The sequence below is a fragment of the Halomonas sp. AOP22-C1-8 genome (assembly GCF_052378905.1).
Lineage (GTDB): Bacteria > Pseudomonadota > Gammaproteobacteria > Pseudomonadales > Halomonadaceae > Vreelandella > Vreelandella citrativorans.
Map to the genome: position 1 here is coordinate 43826 of NZ_JBQSYD010000017.1, position 19568 is coordinate 63393.

Here is a 19568-nt window from a genome sequence, read left to right on the forward strand (position 1 = left end):
AAGATCACACGTCAACGCTTTTAGAACGTTAAACAAATTTTTCCTAGATGCTTGCCTGCCTCCTGGTAGCGAAAAGCCTCCGCAATCTCGGCTAATGCAAACTCCCGATCAATAACGGGGCGCATATCGTTAGCCTCAATAGCCTTGATCATCTCTATCTGATGGCGACGACTGCCCACAATCAGGCCCTGCAAACGCGCCTGCTTCGCCATTAGCTTCGCAGTTGGAATGTCGCCCTGGCGGCCTGTCAGCACACCAATCAATGAGATATGCCCACCAATTTTGATCGCTTCGATAGATTGCGGTAGCGTGCCAGGTCCGCCTACTTCGACAATATGATCAACGCCTTGACCATCCGTCAGTTCATTAACCTGCTTGCCCCATTCAGGGGTTTCCTTGTAGTTAATCGTATGGGTAGCGCCCAATTCACGTAACCGCTCGCATTTCGCGTTGGAAGATGACGTCGCGATAACGTGGGCGCCCATCATGCGTGCAAACTGCAACGCAAATATGGATACACCGCCAGAGCCCAGCACCAAAACCGTATCACCTGCTTTCAAGCCGCCATCCACCACAAGTGCACGCCATGCCGTTAACCCTGCGGTAGTGAGCGTTGCTGACTCAGCATGGCTATACCCCTTCGGCTGATGGGTAAACCACTGTGCTGGGCGAACTACCTGTTCACAGGCGTAGCCATCAACACCATCACCAGGCGTCGTCGTAAAATCCGCAATGCGTGCAGGGCCTTCCAACCAGTAGGGGAAGAACGTCGATACCACGCGATCACCCACTGAAAACTCGGATACTCCCTCACCGACCTCTTCAACAATACCCGCCCCATCCGACATGGGAATACGGCCGTCAGCGGTCGGCATTATGCCCGCCACGACGCCGTAGTCATGAAAATTCAGCGAGCTTGCATGAATGCGTACGCGAATCTCACCCGCTGCAGGTGCGCCAGGTGCCGTGGCATCCTGCACATTAAGTTTATCCAGCCCGCCTGGGGCCTGTAGCGTTACCACTTGCATTGTCGATCTCCTAGTTTAGCTGTCATCTGGAACACGTTAGCAGAGGATCAGAAACATCACATATCGACCCCAAGAAAGCCGCCCGACTGGCGCTTCCATAGCCCCGCATAAATGCCGTCTTGAGCGAGCAATTCGGTATGCGTGCCGCTTTCTACAATACGCCCCTGCTCGACCACGATCAGTCGATCAAGCATTGCAATGGTAGAGAGACGATGGGCAATAGCAATAACCGTTTTACCTTCCATTAACGTATCCAACTGCTCTTGAATGGCGGCTTCCACTTCAGAGTCCAGCGCCGACGTGGCTTCATCCAATACCAAAATAGGCGCGTTTTTCAATAGTACGCGCGCGATGGCAATACGTTGGCGCTGGCCGCCCGACAGCTTAACGCCGCGCTCGCCCACATGTGCGTCTAACCCACGGCGCCCCTGAGGGTCCACCAGGTCGTTAATGAACGCATCCGCATGGGCACGGCATACGGCGGCCCATACCGCTTCATCATCTGCCTGTGGGGTGCCGTAGCGAATGTTATCGCGCAGTGAACGGTGCAAAAGCGAGGTATCCTGGGTCACCATGCCAATCTGGTGACGCAACGAGGTTTGCGTGACCTGAGCAATGTCCTGCTCATCGATAAGAATGCGCCCGCCCTGAACATCATAAAAACGCAGCAGTAGGTTAGCGAGGGTCGATTTACCGGCGCCTGAACGACCAATCAGGCCAATTTTCTCACCGGGGGCGATTGTCAGGTTCAACCCATCAAACACAGTTCGGCTTTCCCCTTTGGCTTGCTCGTAGCCAAAGCGCAGCGCGTCAAAATGAATTTTACCCGCTGGTACATGGAGGGCGGGCGCATTGGGTACATCACTGATGGTCGGTTCGCGGGCAATAGTGTTCATGCCATCCTGTACCGTACCAATATTTTCAAACAAGCCCGCCACTTCCCATAAAATCCAGTCAGACATAAAGCGAATGCGCATCACCAGCGCAATCGCGATGGTTAATACGCCTAGCGAAATGGCGTCGTAATACCAGGTGCTAATCGCCATACCTGCCGTGCCTACCAGCAGCGCGGTATTTAGCAGCGTTAGGCTGACACTCATAATGGTGACCAAACGCATCTGCCGGTGCACGGTTTCCATGAACCCTTCCATGGCATCACGTGCATAGCGTTGCTCACGCTCGGTATCCGCAAATAGCTTTATGGTTTGAATATTGCTGTAGCTGTCGACCACGCGCCCGGTCATCTGCGCGCGGGCATCGGCCTGCGCCATGGACACATCACGCAGCCGAGGAACAAAAAAGCGCATGATGGCCAGATACCCAACAAGCCAAAGCCCCAAAGGGAGCAATAGCCACAAATCGGCCCGCCCCAACAAAATCGCCGCACCGGTAAAATACACAATGGCATAGACCAAAAGGCCCATCACCTTGGTGACCGTTTCGCGGATCGCTAGGGCGGTTTGCATCACTTTTTGGGATACCCGCCCGGCAAACTCGTCCTGATAAAAAGCCAGGCTTTGGTTAAGCATATGACGATGCGAGAGCCAACGGCCAATCATCGGATAATTACCGAAGATGCTTTGATGAGTAATCAACGATTGAGCCAGCACCAACAGCGGCAGCCCCACAAGCATCAACACACCGACCCCGGTCAACCAAAGCCCATTCGCAGCCCAAAAGCCTTCACGCTCTACATTGCCCAGCCAATCAATCAGTTGCCCCATGTAGTTAAAGAAAAGCACCTCCGCGGATGACACCAGCGCAGTAAACAGCGTCATGGCAATCAGCAACGGCAATACCGGGCGCGAGAAGTGCTTGATGAAGGGCAATAGGCCTTTAGGCGGTGTTTGAACATCCTCCATGGGGTAAGGATCTACGCGCGTTTCAAAGTAACGAAATAGCGGCTGCAGCATACGAGAAAACATGAACGTTCCTTACGTTACTTATCGATCATTAGTAGGGTTAGATGCCTGATGCCGTAAAAGCCAGCGAGCCCAAAATGGCGCAAAGACCATCAACGTCACCATGCGAAGAAGGTGGTGAAATGCGACAAATACCGGATCAATATTAAGCGCCACCGCCAAAATGGCCATCTCGCCAACCCCGCCGGGTGCCAGCGCCAGCAGGGCTACATCACGGCCAACGCCCACAAACTGATGAATCAACTCAGCAAACAGGGCCAACACCATAAGCGCCAACAGCGTGGCAATGCCTGACTGCCATAAATAGCGTCCCCATAACCGTCGCGTCATGCCTTTAAAGCGAGAACCGATTGCGCTGCCCAATACCCAAAGCATCAGGTTCATCCCCCAATCAGGCAACCGAAGACTTGCAATATCAAACCCTGAAAGCAGTGCAGCGGTAAGCAACGGTACCAATAAGGCGGGGGTAGGAAAGCGTAGCCAGCGCCCGAGCGGCAGTAGCAGAGGGATAAGCAATAGCATCCAGGCATGTTCAAACTCATTTGCCCGCAACGCCATGCCACCCTCCCCGCCCTCGTAGGCCCAAAAAAGAGGAGGTAACACTAAAATCACCAAAATCACGCGAAGCGACTGGGCAATAGCAATACGCTGAGGGTCACCGCCACATTTGTCGCCCAGGATAATCATCGCCGTCATGGCGCCAGGAGCGGCGGCAAACCAGGCGCTGACGGAATCAAACCCACAGCGCCGATACCAGGCCGAGGCCGCCACCGTAGAGGCGCTAATACCCGCTAACAACAGCACGGCTGATATTGGCCAATCGACCACCCGCTGAGCGAGTTCCGGTGTTACCTGGCTGCCTAACACCAACCCCATAACAGCGAGAAAAACATTACGCAGTCGCTCCGGCACTACAACGTTAACGCCCCGAGAGGAAACCAGCAAATTGGCAACCAGAGGGCCAAGCATCCAGGCAAGCGGTAAACCGGTAAGTTGGAAAATCGTGCCGCCTAGCGCGCCAACGATGAGCGACGTTAACAGCCCTTTTGCACTTCTTGTACTTACAACACCTTTCACACCAGCCCTCGCTACCGAAATCTGCGCTAGCGGGTTAATTTATTAACCCGCTAAATATAACGATAGTTTATCACTGACCAGGCTATACAAGGACACCAATAGCAAGGAAGCCGACGCTGCTTGCAGGATTGCCAGCGCTAACGCGGTGAAGACTGACGTGTATCAGGCAGGCAGCAACGCTACGCTGGCTATCAAAATAGCTCCGCTGCCTTGGAATATAAGCGCTTACTCTATCGAAAAAGCAGGCGCTTTCTTTTGAGGGAAGGAGCGTAATGTCTGCTGATTCCAGGTCTCAAAGTGGTCGTGCATAGCTTGGCGTGCCAACTCGCGATCACGGGTTTTAACAGCATCAACAAGCGCGATATGCGTCTCGTTGGTTTTCTTTTGTGCGCCCTTTGACTGCCTGGCAAGAACCCTGCGCTGATGAAGTACTTTTTTAAGCACCGATGACAGTCCTTGAAAAATAATCAACACAGCGGGATTTTTGGCCATAATCGCCAACAGCTCATGAAACTCGTAATCCGCCTGAATACCTTCAAGTACATCGGTGGAATTAACGATCTTGCTGCAGAGCCTTTCAAGCTGCTCTAGCTCATGAGCCTGATGGTTGACCGCGGCTGCCTGGACAATCTCTTTTTCAAACATTTCCCGGGCAGTTTCAAGATGATCAACAGAGATATAATTAAGTTTTAGCGCCAGCTCAAAGTAGAGCTGAATAAACACCGGCTCCGGCATTTTGAGAAAGGTGCCACTGCCCTGCTTGCGCTCAATGAACCCAAGGCTATGCAATACTGAAAGTACATTTCGTACCGATGAGCGGTGCATATCAAAGTGCTCGCAGAGCGCTCTTTCTGGAGGGAGCTTTAACCGGCCATCCTTGGAAAGTTCGGAGACAGAAACAAACTCCTTAAGCCTATCCAAAAGATTCGGATCCATTTGGCTCATAGCGTCATCCAAGTGCTACCCCTATACCGTATTTTAAGTATAAGGGTAGCTTATCATAGTCAGTGAATGTGCATACCGCCGTTCACATCCAGAGTAGTCCCTGTCATGTAGCTTGAGAGATCACTTGCCAGGAAAAGGAAAGCATTGGCAACATCGTCGGGTCCACCCAAGCGGGCGAGCGGAATACCTTCCAGGATTTTTGCTTTCATTTGATCATCAAGTTTGCCAGCAGTAATGTCGGTGGCAATCAAGCCAGGCGTTACGGAGTTAACACGAATACCGGATGCACCGAGCTCGCGCGCCATGGCTTTTCCAAGCCCCAGCATACCGGCCTTGGCCGCACTATAATGTGGGCCACCGAAGATACCACCGCCGCGTTGTGCAGAAACCGAAGATGTATTAATGATAGACCCAGCTCCGCCCTGTTTCATGTGCGGCACGACAGCTTGCGACATATACATCATGCCACGCAGGTTAACGTCTAAAATACGGTCGTAATCTTCTGGCGTAATCTCTTCAAACTTAACCGGCTGAGTGATGCCTGCGTTATTGACCAGCACATCAATTCTACCAAACTTTTCCATCACGGCTTTCGCCAGACTGAAGCAGTCATCACGGCTTACCACGTTACCTGTTACGACCATCGAGCGGTCAGCGTCAAACTCGCTGCGTACTTTCTCGCAGTCTGCCTCATTGATGTCGGAAATAACAATGGAAGCACCGTGCTCGTAGAAGAGACGCGCCGTTCTAAGACCAATACCTTTTTCACCGGCAGCGCCAGTCACGATACATACTTTACCTTTAAGCAGCATGACGTTTTCCTTTTATTAATGTTGGGTCAGTAAAGCCAACTCCTCAAGGGAGCGTAAAATTTGCGACTCGATCCTATCGAGCGGCAGTGGTTGTTCATCGCGCCACGGCTGAGCGCCAGCATCGCGATGCAGTCGAAATGGAAGTTCCAGCGAGAACGGCTTACCTTGGTCAAGCAGCGAAGCAGCGAGCGCTTTATCATCCGTATCACCTTCGCCGAACGGAACAAAATCGAACCCATCGCTACGTCGAGCACAGGGCTTGAGATGAAAGTGATCGGCGATAGACATGGCCGCCAAAGCATCACCAAGGGCGTTCTTATTTAGGCAGTGGGAAAGCAAATTGCCCATGTCGTAGTTAATGCCAAAGGCCTCATCACCCAACCGTTCAAGTAACGCCGACGCATCCGCTGAGCTATCGAACACGTTGGGCGCCCCGTTACCGGGGTTTTCAAGCAAAATACGCACGCCGTACTCACGCGCAATGGCGGCCAGTGTATCGGCCTGCTTAAAGAACGCGCTCTCATGCTCACTCGTGGCCGCGTTGGTAATGACAAAACCTGCGCCTAGCGAAGCCGCAAAACGGCAGCGCGCCTCAAGCCTGGCAGCAGCGTTTTCAAGCCCCAGATCAATATGGCCTGAGAAGTAACGACACTGCTGGCCATAGCGGCGCATCTCGCTTTTCAAATCGTTGGCAAATGACTCGGTAAAGTCGCTATCAGTAAACGCCTCTACGTAGCCATCGATAAAAGCGAACTCAATATTTTTCACCCCGCACCGCGCAAGCGAAGGCAAGATCACATCGAACCCATACCCATCGTAGGCAGCGGTACTGACGGATATAAAACTCATTGCCATAGGTCGCCTCATCCCTTGCCGTTGAGCAGGCGGTAGGTGCGGATGACCTGGCTATCATCAAGCTTGCCCTCCCCCCGCTCGGAGCTTGCCACGAACATCTGCCGGGCGGTCTCCGCCAGCGGCGTGAACGCTTTGGCGACCTTGGCGGAGTCGCAGACAATGCCCATGTCCTTACAGAAGATATCGACGACGCTGGTGACCTCGCCGGGTTCGGCAATCATGCGTGGGCCGCGGTCGCCCAGCATCCAGCTCGAAGCGGCCGAGCCCTGCACCATCGAAAGCATGACCGATGACTCGATTCCGCTCTTTTCAGCAAGCGACAGCGCCTCGGCGGCCGCGGCGATATGCACGCCGCACAGCAACTGGTTAACGGCTTTCATGGCCGCACCCTGGCCCGCCGTGGGCCCGGCGACGAACACCGCCTTTCCCATCACCTCGAACGCTTTCGAACAACGGCCAAGGGCCTCCTCGCTACCGGCGGCCATGATAGTCAGTTCACCGGCTTGGGCGCCTACGACCCCGCCGGAGACCGGCGCATCGATGTAATGAAGCCCCGGTCGAACCGCTGCCACTTCGCTGGCGATACCAGCGGCGTCGCTTGGCGCAATCGTCGACATCTGCACGATACAGGCACCTTCTTTTAGCGACGACACGACGCTTGAAGTGGTGCCGTCACCTGCGTTGTTGCCAAACAACACGGCGCGCACCTGTTCGGCGTTCACCACCATGATAAAAAGTGCATCACAATCGGCGAGATAACGATGCTTTGCGTCGCTCGAAGTGGCCTGATCGTTGAAGGTTGTTTCAACCTGCTCAAACGCGTCAATACCCAGCACGTTGAAGCCTGCGTTTTTCAAGCACGTCGCCATGGGTCGACCCATAGCGCCAAGCCCAGCAAAAGCTATGTTATGCATATCAAACCTCAGTAGATGATCAGTGCCGGTACGTAAGAAACAAGCAGCAGCACGATAATGGCTACCAGATAGAAAGGTGCGAGCTCCTTTACTACCGCTCCGATACGCTCGCGGGCGATCGCCGCCGAGACGAACAGTGTTGTGCCAATAGGCGGCGTAAACAGACCAATACTCAGGTTCACGCACATCATGATGCCCAGTTGCACCAGATCCAGCCCAATAGCGTTGGCAATGGAGACAAGTGTGGGACCCAAGAGCAGGATGGCTGCAGGCAAGTCCAGGAACATGCCGATCAAAAGCAGCAGCAGGTTGATCGCCAGGATTATCAGAAGCGGGTGTTTCAGATACTCAACGGCCCACTGGGCAACTGCTTGCGGCACACCACCCGAGGTCAAGATATAGGCGATGATATTGGCCGCTGCGATGATCAGCATCACGATGCCCGTGGTGATGACCGTATTGACCAGCGCCGCCATAACCCGCTCGCCGGTCAAATCGCGATAGATGATACCGCTGACCATCAGTGCGTAGGCCACGGCGATGATGCTGACCTCAGTGGGCGTGGCAATACCGGCTCTTAGCAGTACCACGATAAACACCGGCATCAGCAGCGCAGGCAGCGCGGTGAACAGCGTGCTGCGCATCTCGGCGCGCGTGTGCTTGAGTTTAAGACGAGGAAACCCGCGGCGCTTGCCCACAAAGTAACAGGCCAGCATCATACCGGCCGCCAGCATCAGGGCGGGAATAACGGCGGCGATAAACAGCGAGGCAATGGAACTGTTGGATACCGTGGCAAACAAAATCAGCGGAATTGAGGGCGGCATCAGACCAGCAATGACCGAGGAAGCCGATGTGACCGCGGCTCCAAATGCTCCAGGATAGCCTTCCCTTTTCTGCCACGGAATGAGCATCGAACCCAGTGCCGAGGCTTCCGCCACCGACGAGCCGGATACGCCCCCGAACACCGTCGAGCCCACCACGCTTACCTGCCCCAGCCCGCCGTGATACTTGCCCACCAGCATTGACGCTAGACCGACCAGCTTCTGACCCAACTTGCCCGACATCATCAGACTACCGGAAAGAATAAAGAAAGGAATCGCCAGAAGTGGGAAGCTCTGCGTTGGTTGAAAAATCTTCATCAACGCCATGCTGGAAGGCATAGGCCCGAAGACCGACAATGCCGCCCAACCGCTAATGACTAGCGAATACCCCACGGGCATTGCCATCAGCAAGAAGAGAACAAACGCCACTAGCATTTGAACTGTCATATTCCTTCCTCCCCGTGCGATACCTGCGGGCCTGACTGCTCCTCACCGCCCACCAGAACCAATGCACTATTGATCAGCGAGACAAGCGCGAGCCCTGCAAACCCAGCAACTACCGACCAATACGCCCAAGACATGCCAAGACGAGTAATGGGAAAACGCTGTCCGCCTGCAATCTCCACCACATTCAAGCCGTGATAAGCCATAGTGCTGAAAGCAACCAGCGCGATCACATTCACAGTGAGTGTCACCACTTTTCGGGGTAGCCTTGGTAGCTTCTCCACCACCAGCTCAATCCCGATATGTTCGTTTCTGGCCGCAGCCGCCACGATGGCGCCCATGGTTAACCAAGGAAAGAACAGGTTGGGAATTTCCGTCACCCAGCCAAGGTTTGTCGAGAAAAGATAGCGAACTACCACCCCAGAGAGCAGAGACACGAAAATGGTCACGATCGAAATGATCGCCAACCACTTGGATACTTGATAAATCAAGTTCTTCGAGCCGATTAACAGCGAAACCGGCTTACCGGCTTCGCTGTTGCGGCTCTCGTCTGAGAGCGTCATGAAAAGCCCCTCCGGTTCGTTACTGCTGCCCGTTTTGAGCGGCGTTAACTACCATGTCCACAAGCTCGGGATATTCTTCCCGCCACAGATCGTAAACCGAGGAGGTCGCTTCGACAAAAGGCGCCTTATCAACCTCGTTAATGCTCACTCCGGCGTCTTCGATCAAGCCACGAAGCCGTTCATCGGCTTCAAGAGAAGCTTGGCGATTGAATTCACCTGCCTCGTTAGCCGCTTCCTGAACCGCCTGCTGCTGCTCAGCAGAGAGCATGTCCCACATCATCTTGCTCATGAGCAGTGGAGTGGACTCATACTTGTGCCCGGTCAGCGAGATATAGTCCTGAACTTCGTGGAGCCTTGACGAGTAGGTATTCATCAAAGGATTTTCCTGACCGTCTACCACTCCCTGTTCAAGCGCGATGTAAAGCTCGGAGAAATTCATGGGGGTAGGGTTGGCACCCAATGCCTCAAAAATATCCACCGTCATTTCATCCGGCGGCGTACGAATTTTGAGGCCTTGCAGGTCGGCTGGCGTCTCGATTGGCCGCACGTTATTGCTAACGTGACGAATTCCATTATCCCACAGCCCGAGCAGTACCAAGTTCTGCTCTTCGGCCAAGCGTTTCAGCTCCTCACCCACTTCTCCATCCATGACCTCCCAAGCGGCGGGAAGCGAGTCGAAGAGAAAGGGTAGACCCAGCACAGAGAACTGGGGCACTACGCTGGAGGTTGCGCCTTGGCTATTGGTACTGAACGCTAGGGTACCCATACGCATGAGCGTCAAGGCTTCCATGTCGTCGCCGTACTGGGCGTTACCGCCAACATCAACTCTCAACTCACCAGCGGTTTTTTCCTCAACCAATTCGGCAAAAAGCTCGGATGCCTCCCACTTGGGGTTTCCCTCTGCCGCATTGTGCGTTAGTTGAAGGGTCTGTTGGGCGGTGGCACTGCCTGCAAATAAAACAGCGCCGGCGATGGCAGTAGCAAGTACAGTTTTTTTCATGACGTTTCTCTCAATTCGATTATTTGTTGTAAGTTGTAACTAGCGTATTAAGCTTCTGAATCAATTAACGTTTACAGCAACATGTTGCTCAATGGTTTTGACTACCTCCTTGGTAGAAATACCGTAGCGGTCATGTAGGGTGGGCAACGCACCGGCATCTAAAAACTCATCCGGCAGGCCGATCTGGTAGAACTTGACGGCCACACCCTCTTTCATTAGAAGCGAGGCCACGCTTTCACCCAAGCCGCCTACTACCGAGTGGTTCTCGGCGACAAAGACGGGGCGGTCCGGGTGGCGGCGCACTTCTTCCAGAATAGTCTGGGTATCCAGCGGCTTGATGGTGGCACAGTGCAGCACGCCCACCTCTTTGCCTTTCTCCTTGAGCTCGTCGGAAGCCTCGATAGCCCGCATAGTCATCAGGCCTGAGGAGATAATCAGGGCGTCTTTACCGTCGATCAGTTGCTTGGCCTTGCCAATTTCGAACTTGTAACCTTCGAAGCGGTCCAGCACGCGCGGCACCTTGCCCCGCAGCAGGCGCAGATATACCGGGCCGTTAAAATCAACCATCGCCTGAACGGACTGCTCGATATCGACCGCATCACACGGGTCGACGATCGTCAGGTTCGGCATGCCGCGAAAGATGGCAACATCTTCGGTGGCTTGGTGGCTCGGGCCGTAGCCGGTGGTCAGGCCAGGCAAGCCGCCGACGATCTTGACGTTAAGATTCTCTTCGGCAATCGCCAGGCAGATAAAATCATAGGCGCGGCGCGAGGCGAATACGCTATAGGTGGTCACGAAGGGAATGAAGCCTTCGCGAGCCATACCGGCACCGGCCATCATCAAAAGCTGCTCGGCCATACCCATCTGGTAATAACGATCCGGGTAGGCCTTGGCGAAAATATGCAGGTCGGTGTACTTTCCCAAGTCCGCGGTCATACCGACGATCTTGTCGTTTTTATCGGCGGCCTCGACCAGCGCGTGGCCAAACGGCGCCGAGGTAGTCGGCTGGTCTTCCCCCGCAATGGAGGCGATCATGGCCGATGTTTTAAGCTTCTTCTTGGCGCTCATCTTATTTCTCCCCTGACTGGATACCGTAAACGTCATCAAGCTCTTTGAGCGCCACGCTCCATTCGTTTTCATCCACACGAATAAAGTGGTTCTTATCCCGTTTTTCCAAAAAAGGCACGCCGCGGCCCATCAAGGTGTCGCAAATGATCACGCGGGGCTTGTCGGAGTTACTTGCCAAGGCGTTATCGAAGGCTTCAAGTACGGCTTCAAGATCGTTGCCATCAACGCGGTAGGTTTCCCAGCCAAACGCCGTCCACTTATCTGCGATGGGCTCGTAATTAAGCACCATTGAAGACTTGTCGTCGGCTTGCTGGTCGTTAACATCAACGATGGCAATCAGGTTATCCAGCTTCCAGTGCGCCGCTGAGGCTACCGCTTCCCAAGTGGAGCCTTCGTTCAACTCGCCATCGGATAACAGATTGAAAATCCGTGAAGTGCTCTGTTTGCGCTTAAGACCAAGCGCCATGCCAACACCGATACCTAAACCGTGCCCCAAGGAACCGCCGGTGATTTCCATGCCCGGGGTATAAGCAGCCATACCGGACATGGGCAGGATGCTGTCATCGCTGCCGTAGTCTTCGATTTCGTCTTCGCTGATAACGCCTGCCTCAATCAGAGCGGCATAAAGAGCGATGGCATAGTGGCCAATGGACAGCAGAAAGCGATCCCGCTCTTCCCACTCGGGATTTTTAGGATCGATTTTTAAAGCGTGGAAGTAGGAAACGGCCAGTACATCGGCGATTCCCAGAGCTTGACCCACATAGCCCTGACCTTGCACCTCGCCCATACGTAGGGCGTGACGGCGAATATTGTAGGCCCGCTTCCGAAGCGCCTCTACGGTGCTGGCCTTCGATGCGGTAGCTGTTTGACTCATGCAAGTCACCTCCAATTGGTTGACCAATTGAAGATATAGGCAATTTATATTCCTCGAAACAGAACTTTAGTCTATGGTAAATTACATTAACTTTAATAAATATAGAAAATTAAAATAATTAAAAAAATGAAAAAATATAATAAAAACAACCAGCTGAATGAAAAATATCGCTTAGTTATATAAGGCAGGCACGCAAAATCAATGCCGTATCAACAACCGCAGACAATATAAATAAAACTATGGAAAAATGGTCAACCAATAGCGAAAGAGAGAGAGAAAGCCAGGGTGCTCTCAAGTTCTGAGCATGTACGAGATAAACACACCCTCAAACCCATGATGTGGAAATACTGAGAGGAAGAAAAAGGCCGGAAGATCAGCGAAAAAATAAAAAGCCAACGAGCGAGATATCATCGCATCCAATGAATGTTAGTCACCAATACACGTAACAACCGCATCCCTACGCGTGCACAGGGCGGATAAACCTTAGCCATTAAAATATTAAAAAAGCACTTTACATCCCTTCTTGTCGCATCAGCCGATCGACCTCTTCTGCCTTTGGGATACTGCTGGCAGCGCCCCGGTATTGAACGGCTAACGCGGCGGCTGCCGTTGCTCTTTTGAGGCACTCAAATGGCTCAGCGCCCGCCTGGCGAGCTGCGAGAAAATAGCCCACAAAGGTATCACCCGCCGCTGTGGTATCAATAGCTCTCACCGGTAAAGCAGCTTGAAAATAAGTTTCACTATTATATAAGTACCATGCACCCTCGCTTCCCAAGGTCAGTACTATCTCGGCACTGCCCAGTTTATTTCTTAACTTTCGGAGCAAGTCTGATGCACTCGACTCTATCGGTATTTCTAATAAAGAAGCGGCTTCAGTGCGATTAAAAAAAAGCAACTTGCATTGATCCAGGGGTAATTCTGATACATCTGCGGTCATGGGTGCGGGATTAAATATAACGTTACAACCATGGCTAACTGCAAGCGGAATAATATAGCCAAGTCCATCACACTCGTTTTGAACAAGCAACGTATCTCCCGACTTCACTTTAGATAGCAAAAATGCCAATCGCTCTTTTTCAGCTCCGTGATTAACACCAGGAAACAAAATTATAGAGTTCTCCCCTTGCTCATCAATCTGAACAACAGCATGTCCACTAGGCTGCTGGGTTAGCTCTATATCACATACATTCACTCCCGCCCTTTTTAGCTCTTCAACCGCCCAAGCATCTTTTGAAGACACTCTCCCCCAATGGCTTACCAAACCGTTAGCGCATGCTATTGACAGCGATTGATTTGCGCCCTTACCGCCTAATCCAACACTGTGCCCGTCGCACCTTTGTGTTTCTCCGGGACGAACAAAATATGGAACGTGATAGATATAATCGATATTAATCGAACCATAATTATAAATCATCAACTCTTCTCTTTATTAAAAAGGCCAGCCAGTATCAAACTGACTGGCCTTTAGATCGCTTTCTGACCACTTATCCTTCTAGCACGAAGGGCGCGATATAGTCATCAACATTATCTGGTGTAATAAGGATACAGTCATAAAGTTGCTTTTCATTATCCAGGCCAGTTTCACCTGTATTAATATAATTATCAGCAATTCTAACGGCATCTTCTGCAAAGACAGCTACTGGCTGCAAGACTGTATAAGCCAACTCACCAGAACGAACTGCATCAACGGCATCAGGAGAACCATCGAACCCACCAACTAACACACCGTCCAGCAGGCCCTCTTGTTTGAGAGCCACAATAGCCCCTAGCGCCATTTCATCGTTACCGCTGATGACACCACTAATATCTGGGTGAGAACGCAGCATACTCTGCATCTTATTACGCCCTTGGGTACGATCCCAATTAGCAATATCAGAGGCTACCTGGGTTAGATCAGGGTACTGGCTCAAGACAGTCTCATACCCATTAGAGCGGGTTGCGGCATTATTATCTGAAGGCGGACCTTCTAATTCTATATAGGTCCCTTCCCCGTTCAACTGCATTGCCCATTCTTGTGCTCCTAGTGCAGCCCCTTGAGCATTGTTTGAAACTAGCTGCGCCTTAGCTAATCCTTGCTGATTTATTTCAGCATTAATTATAAATACAGGAATTCCTGCGTCGACAGCCCTACGGACAGCGCCAATGGAGCCATCTGCATTAGCAGGATCCAAAATTATAGCCTCAGCCCCATTGGTAATAGCCGTATCCACCTGATTGCTTTCCGTATTAGTATCACCTACATGTGAACTGACATTTGCTGTGTACCCTAATTCTTGTGCGGTGCGCTCAGCAATTGCTCCTTCTGTTTGCCAGTAGGGGTTAGACATATCATTCACAATAATAGATATTAACCCTTTATCCTGAGCCACAATAGAGCCACTTACTAGCATTGACATGCTGGCAAGCGCTGTTAGAGCTAGCTTTTTACTTTTTGGAAACATACATCACCTCATAGTTATGATTATTAGAGCTTCTGCGTAGCCCTTAGCAGGCCATACTTCTAAGCAAAACCACGCTAAGCGGCTGTTGCTTCAGAATTTTTATCTTTTGAATCAATTTGTTTTTTCTCTAACTTTTTAGAAGACTTATTTTTGGCACTGTACTGAATGTTATTAAGCATGACGGCAAAAACAATAACACTTCCTGTAAACACCATTTGCCAGTAGGCAGAAACCCCAATGATTACCAGGCCATCTGCCAGGAAGCCAATTACAAATGCACCCAGCAGAGTATTTCTTACTGAGCCGCGCCCACCCATTAGTGAAGCACCCCCTATAACGACTGCAGCGATTGCCGTTAATTCATAGGTTGTTCCGGCGGTGGGTCCTGCTGACGTTAATTGAGAGGCAAGAACAATCCCAGCCAAGGCAGCACATACACCGGAAATAATGTAAACAGAGAGCTTCACTCTATTAACAGGCACACCCGATAACTCTGCCGCCCGTGCATTACCACCCGTTGAGTAGATCCAGCGCCCAAACGGTGTGCGACTTAACGCCAGCATGCATACAATAGCCACAAAAAAGAGGATCAGAACTCCCACAGGAATCCCCAATAATTTGTTAAAACCAAGCCACTCGAATCCCGTATTACCTAATGCAGGATCGCCACTCAAGCGATTAAAAGTCAGGCCATCAGTCAATAACAATGCTGCGCCGCGGGCAACATACAACATGCCCAAGGTGGCAACAAAAGCAGGCACTTTAAAATAGGCAACCAGAACACCGTTAATACTTCCGACCAACCCACCTAGTAAACACGTAAGCACTACAACAACCCACACGGAGGGAAAGAACGCTAAATTAAGCGCCTCAATCTCAACCCCTTCTAGCAGCATGCCGGCAAATACTCCGCACAGCGCCAACGTAGAGCCTACCGACAAATCTATACCGCCTGTTAGGATGACAAACAGCATTCCTATACCTAGCAAACCGAAAACGGCTACGTGCGAGGACATCGTCAAAAAATTGCCCGTCGAGAAATAAACAGGCGAGAGAATAGAAAAGACGATAATAATCGCGATCAATGCAAAAAAGGCCCTACCTTCCAATAATATCTTGATGATATCAATGCTGCCCTTTTTGCCTTGTGATCCGTTGTTGTAATGAGACATGTTAAACACCTATCCGATTGAATACTCACGCGGCAACTGATTCGCCTGAAGCGGCCATAATTTCTTCCTTTGATACGCCAGGTCCGAATTCAGCAGAGATTCGCCCCTTGCTCATCACTACAACCCTATGCGGTATGCTTAAGCACTCGCTTACTTCAGATGTTGTAAAAACGACTGCCAAGCCCTCGCGTGCCCCTTCACTGAGCAGCTTGAAGACCTCTGCTTTCGCGCCAATATCAATACCTCGGCTCGGTTCATCAAGCATGAAGACGTCAGGATTGGTTGCCAGCATTTTACCGATAACAACTTTCTGCTGATTGCCTCCAGACAACGAGCCAATTTCAGCCTCACCACCATCTGTTTTGATATGTACCTTATTGATGGCTGAAGCAATCATTCCCTCCTCTAAGCTGGATGAAGTAAGCCCTTTGCGAGTAAATGCATTGATGCTAGCCAGCGACAAATTACGCCCGACTGTCATGGTTGCCACCAATCCATCCCGTTGGCGGTCCTCCGGTACTAGCACCAAACCTCTTTCTATTCGCTGTGCAATGTTGTAATGCGATACTTCTTGTGACTGGAGCAATATTTTCCCTTCCGACTGCCGTACTCGCCCAGCAACACACTCTAGTAGCTCTGTTCTTCCTGCCCCCATCAATCCATAAATACAGACTATTTCTCCCGCACGAACATCAAGTGACAAGTCATCCACCACATAGCGATCTGCGACATTATCGTCACTTACGCAAAGGTGCTGAATAGAAAGCGCTATGTCTCCTTGCTCATACCCTTCCGGGGGTGAGCCCAGATCAAAACTCTCACCCACCATGTGCCTTACAATCCATTGAAGATCGATTTCGCAGCGCGGGGCATAGGCGGTCATAACGCCATCACGCAGAACAACAGCATGGTCTGTAATTTGCAGCGCTTCCTCTAAGTGGTGTGAGATATAGACAATCGATACACCCTTGCTTTTGAGATCCCGGACTACTTTGAACAGTGTCTCAACCTCCGACGCGCTTAATGCAGAAGTCGGCTCATCCATGATGAGAATGCGGGATTTTTTGGACAGCGCTCTAGCGATTTCAACAATCTGTTGTTGACCCACACGCAGATCTTCGACCGGCGTCAAGGGGTGAATGGGCTCATCCAGCTCTTTCATTAACAACTCAGCCTGACGTGCCTCTTCGCTATAGTCGACGCTACCACTAATTTTAGTAAGCTCACGCCCCATGAAGATGTTATCGCGGACATTCAAATTAGGAGCCAAACTTAGCTCTTGGTGAATGATAGTAATACCTAATGCTTCCGCATCCGATGGTGAAGAAAAGCAAACATTTTTTCCTTCAAGAACAATATCTCCAGCTGTCTGAGGGATGACGCCAGACAAAATTTTCATCAGTGTAGATTTTCCCGCCCCATTTTCGCCAAAAAGCGTAGTCACCAGCCCTCGGTGTATATCGAAATTGACTTCTTTAAGGGCTTGCACTGCACCAAAACGTTTTTCAACATTACGTGCAGAAAGGATCACCTCACGTGAAGTCGTTTTAGCTGTCGATTTCTGATTGTTATACATAGCTACTCCTTAGTCAGTGATCGCTATGCTCACCGGAGTAATTAGCCAGTTCTTTGGATTAATCATGTTAAAGGAGCCAGCGATTACTAATGTTTTTCCCGTTAAATCCTGCCCTGCCATTTCCGAAAGTATCTGACGCTTCATTTCTTCATTTAAAGCAGCACCTGCATTTTGATACTCAATCTGGTTGGTAAAATCACTAAACTGAATATCACCAGTGGTATCGCGAAGCGTTGTGCCATTAATCGCCGATCCGGCTTGCACCCGGATAACAATTTCATCGGACATATCAGCGACATTAACGGTGTAAATGCCTGACTTTTCGTCTACGACCACGCCTGTTAGTGTCACCGGTATAACATGACCAATACCTGATGGAACACCGTATTTCTCGCCTGACGCACCGGCACTCTCAAGAGCCTCTGGGGCCAACACGTTTGCTTCTACCGCATTGGTTTCAATGTACTCTTTGATCTCAGGAAAACTTTGTTGTGCAAAGTTTTCTGGTGAAAAACCCACTTCACCTTCAAGCTCAGCAAGGCTTAAAACTTTGGTATCAAATGCCATTAGTGCAATAAGCGCTATGGCACAAACACCTGCCACATAAACCTTTATACGCTTGTTAGCGGGCAACGAATTTAATGTCGCTGGCATGATCACTCCAGTTATCATTATGCTTATGATAAAAATCTTTCACGACTTACTTCCAGTCTGGAATTAACACCACTTTTAATGCATCGGGATCGTTACGCATAAGATCTAGCCCCTCATGAAACTTATTCAACGGAAGCTTATGGGTTACTACACGACTCGTCGGAAAATCATCATTACCAATACCTTCAATAACCAATGGATAGCAATAGGGGCCTAAATGAGCACCCAATATATCCAGCTCTTTACGGTCACTAATAATACTCCAATCAACAGTAACAGGTTCTTTAAAAACACTAAATTCAATAAACCGCCCAAGTTTACGAATCATATAAAGTCCCTGCTCTACCGACTTAACTGCTCCGGTAGCCTCAATATAAATATCGCAGCCGTATCCCTCTGTAATACTTTTTACATAGTCGACAACATTAACCTCAGCTGGATTCAGAACGATATCCGCCCCAAACTCTTTGGCCAGCTCTAGTCGTTTATTATTGAGATCCAGGACCACTAGTTTTGAAGGGCCGGATTTTTTAATCGCGCCGATCATTCCTAGTCCAAGCGTACCGGCACCGGAGAGAACCACTACATCACCCAGCTCAACCTGTGCACGTTTAACGGCATGCAGTGAGCAAGCATAGGGCTCAATGAGAACCGCTTTTTCCATCGGGATTTCATCGGGGAGCTTATGGTTAATGGCTTCTTTGGGGAAGACCATGTATTCAGCCATACCACCATTTACATTGTTCTGAAACCCATAGACATCATGCTTTTCACACATCCAATACTGACCCCGGTTACAGAATCTGCATTCCCAGCAGGGCACAATTTGCTCAGATATAACGCGATCACCAATTTCCAAGTGTTTAACGCCTTCACCCAATGCCATTACATGACCTATAAATTCATGCCCAGGAATCATAGGAGCCTTTATATAAGCGGGCTGAGTATCATCTCCCCAAAAGCTGGGTGCGCCTTCGTATGCCTTGAGGTCACCTGCGCAGATGCCGCATGCTTCGACCTTAATCACCACTTCTCCCTCTTTCGCCTCTGGAACAGCAACCTCCTCAAGGCGATAATCACCTGGAGCATAGGCCACGACAGCTTGCATGGTTAGTGGTAATTCAGCGTGCTTGTAGTTATCGGCATTACGCATTGCTCACTCCTAATGTCTCTTATTATGGTTTACAACCTTTCGTACATTACAAAAGATATCACCGTGTACATATGAGTTAAGTACTTTAAGGATAGTCGAGTCAATTTATATTGTAACTTTTCATGCTCATACTTTAGACTAAGCCCATAACAAATTGATTATTAACAATAAAAAATAAAAACCCTATAAGGCATAAAATCTCCCTATATAAGCAATACGTAAACAACCCTCGATCATATGATCATAGGG

18 protein-coding genes are annotated in these 19568 nt (G+C 50.6%); all 18 read right to left on the reverse strand.

Annotation, left to right across the window (positions count from 1 at the left end; genetic code table 11):
- Positions 1-20: 20 nt before the first annotated feature.
- Positions 21-1028, reverse strand: coding sequence for a zinc-dependent alcohol dehydrogenase family protein (locus ACT3TY_RS10805; RefSeq protein WP_444628173.1), 1008 nt, complete (start codon positions 1026-1028; stop codon positions 21-23).
- Positions 1029-1084: 56 nt separating this feature from the next.
- On the reverse strand, positions 1085-2953 hold the full coding sequence (locus ACT3TY_RS10810) for an ABC transporter ATP-binding protein (protein ID WP_444628174.1): 1869 nt from the start codon (positions 2951-2953) through the stop codon (positions 1085-1087).
- Between the two features lie 18 nt (positions 2954-2971).
- Positions 2972-4027, reverse strand: a complete 1056-nt coding sequence (locus ACT3TY_RS10815; RefSeq protein ID WP_444628175.1) for an AbrB family transcriptional regulator — start codon at positions 4025-4027, stop codon at positions 2972-2974.
- 225 nt (positions 4028-4252) lie between these two features.
- Positions 4253-4972, reverse strand: coding sequence for a FadR/GntR family transcriptional regulator (locus tag ACT3TY_RS10820; RefSeq protein ID WP_087106411.1), 720 nt, complete (start codon positions 4970-4972; stop codon positions 4253-4255).
- A 59-nt stretch (positions 4973-5031) separates the two neighbouring features.
- Positions 5032-5784 carry an SDR family NAD(P)-dependent oxidoreductase gene (locus ACT3TY_RS10825; RefSeq protein WP_444628176.1) on the reverse strand — a complete coding sequence of 251 codons (753 nt, stop codon included), beginning with the start codon at positions 5782-5784 and terminating at the stop codon, positions 5032-5034.
- Between the two features lie 15 nt (positions 5785-5799).
- Positions 5800-6639 (reverse strand): sugar phosphate isomerase/epimerase family protein, encoded by an 840-nt coding sequence (locus ACT3TY_RS10830; RefSeq protein WP_444628177.1) that lies wholly within the window; start codon positions 6637-6639, stop codon positions 5800-5802.
- A gap of 8 nt (positions 6640-6647) precedes the next feature.
- On the reverse strand, positions 6648-7553 hold the full coding sequence (locus tag ACT3TY_RS10835) for an NAD(P)-dependent oxidoreductase (protein ID WP_444628178.1): 906 nt from the start codon (positions 7551-7553) through the stop codon (positions 6648-6650).
- Between the two features lie 8 nt (positions 7554-7561).
- Entirely contained in the window at positions 7562-8821 is a 1260-nt protein-coding gene (locus tag ACT3TY_RS10840; protein WP_444628179.1) for a TRAP transporter large permease, read from the reverse strand.
- Positions 8818-9381, reverse strand: coding sequence for a TRAP transporter small permease (locus ACT3TY_RS10845; RefSeq protein ID WP_087106420.1), 564 nt, complete (start codon positions 9379-9381; stop codon positions 8818-8820). Before ACT3TY_RS10845 ends, ACT3TY_RS10840 begins: the two co-directional genes overlap by 4 nt.
- A 19-nt stretch (positions 9382-9400) precedes the next feature.
- Entirely contained in the window at positions 9401-10381 is a 981-nt protein-coding gene (locus ACT3TY_RS10850) for a TRAP transporter substrate-binding protein (RefSeq protein ID WP_444628182.1), read from the reverse strand.
- Between the two features lie 60 nt (positions 10382-10441).
- Positions 10442-11449 carry a transketolase family protein gene (locus ACT3TY_RS10855; RefSeq protein WP_441678865.1) on the reverse strand — a complete coding sequence of 336 codons (1008 nt, stop codon included), beginning with the start codon at positions 11447-11449 and terminating at the stop codon, positions 10442-10444.
- Between the two features lies 1 nt (position 11450).
- A complete protein-coding gene (locus ACT3TY_RS10860; RefSeq protein ID WP_087106427.1) occupies positions 11451-12323 on the reverse strand; it encodes a transketolase in 873 nt (290 codons plus the stop codon).
- Between the two features lie 511 nt (positions 12324-12834).
- On the reverse strand, positions 12835-13737 hold the full coding sequence (locus ACT3TY_RS10865) for a ribokinase (protein ID WP_192528515.1): 903 nt from the start codon (positions 13735-13737) through the stop codon (positions 12835-12837).
- A gap of 70 nt (positions 13738-13807) precedes the next feature.
- Positions 13808-14764: a D-ribose ABC transporter substrate-binding protein gene (locus ACT3TY_RS10870; protein ID WP_087106432.1), complete on the reverse strand. Its 957-nt coding sequence runs from the start codon at positions 14762-14764 to the stop codon at positions 13808-13810.
- 74 nt (positions 14765-14838) lie between these two features.
- The gene (locus ACT3TY_RS10875; protein WP_441678862.1) at positions 14839-15936 is read right to left on the reverse strand and encodes an ABC transporter permease; all 1098 of its coding nucleotides are present in this window, start codon (positions 15934-15936) and stop codon (positions 14839-14841) included.
- A 25-nt stretch (positions 15937-15961) separates the two neighbouring features.
- On the reverse strand, positions 15962-17512 hold the full coding sequence (locus tag ACT3TY_RS10880; RefSeq protein WP_442353398.1) for a sugar ABC transporter ATP-binding protein: 1551 nt from the start codon (positions 17510-17512) through the stop codon (positions 15962-15964).
- A 9-nt stretch (positions 17513-17521) separates the two neighbouring features.
- Entirely contained in the window at positions 17522-18166 is a 645-nt protein-coding gene (locus tag ACT3TY_RS10885) for a DUF2291 family protein (RefSeq protein ID WP_441678858.1), read from the reverse strand.
- 46 nt (positions 18167-18212) lie between these two features.
- Positions 18213-19319 (reverse strand): MDR/zinc-dependent alcohol dehydrogenase-like family protein, encoded by a 1107-nt coding sequence (locus ACT3TY_RS10890; RefSeq protein ID WP_441678856.1) that lies wholly within the window; start codon positions 19317-19319, stop codon positions 18213-18215.
- Positions 19320-19568: the final 249 nt, after the last annotated feature.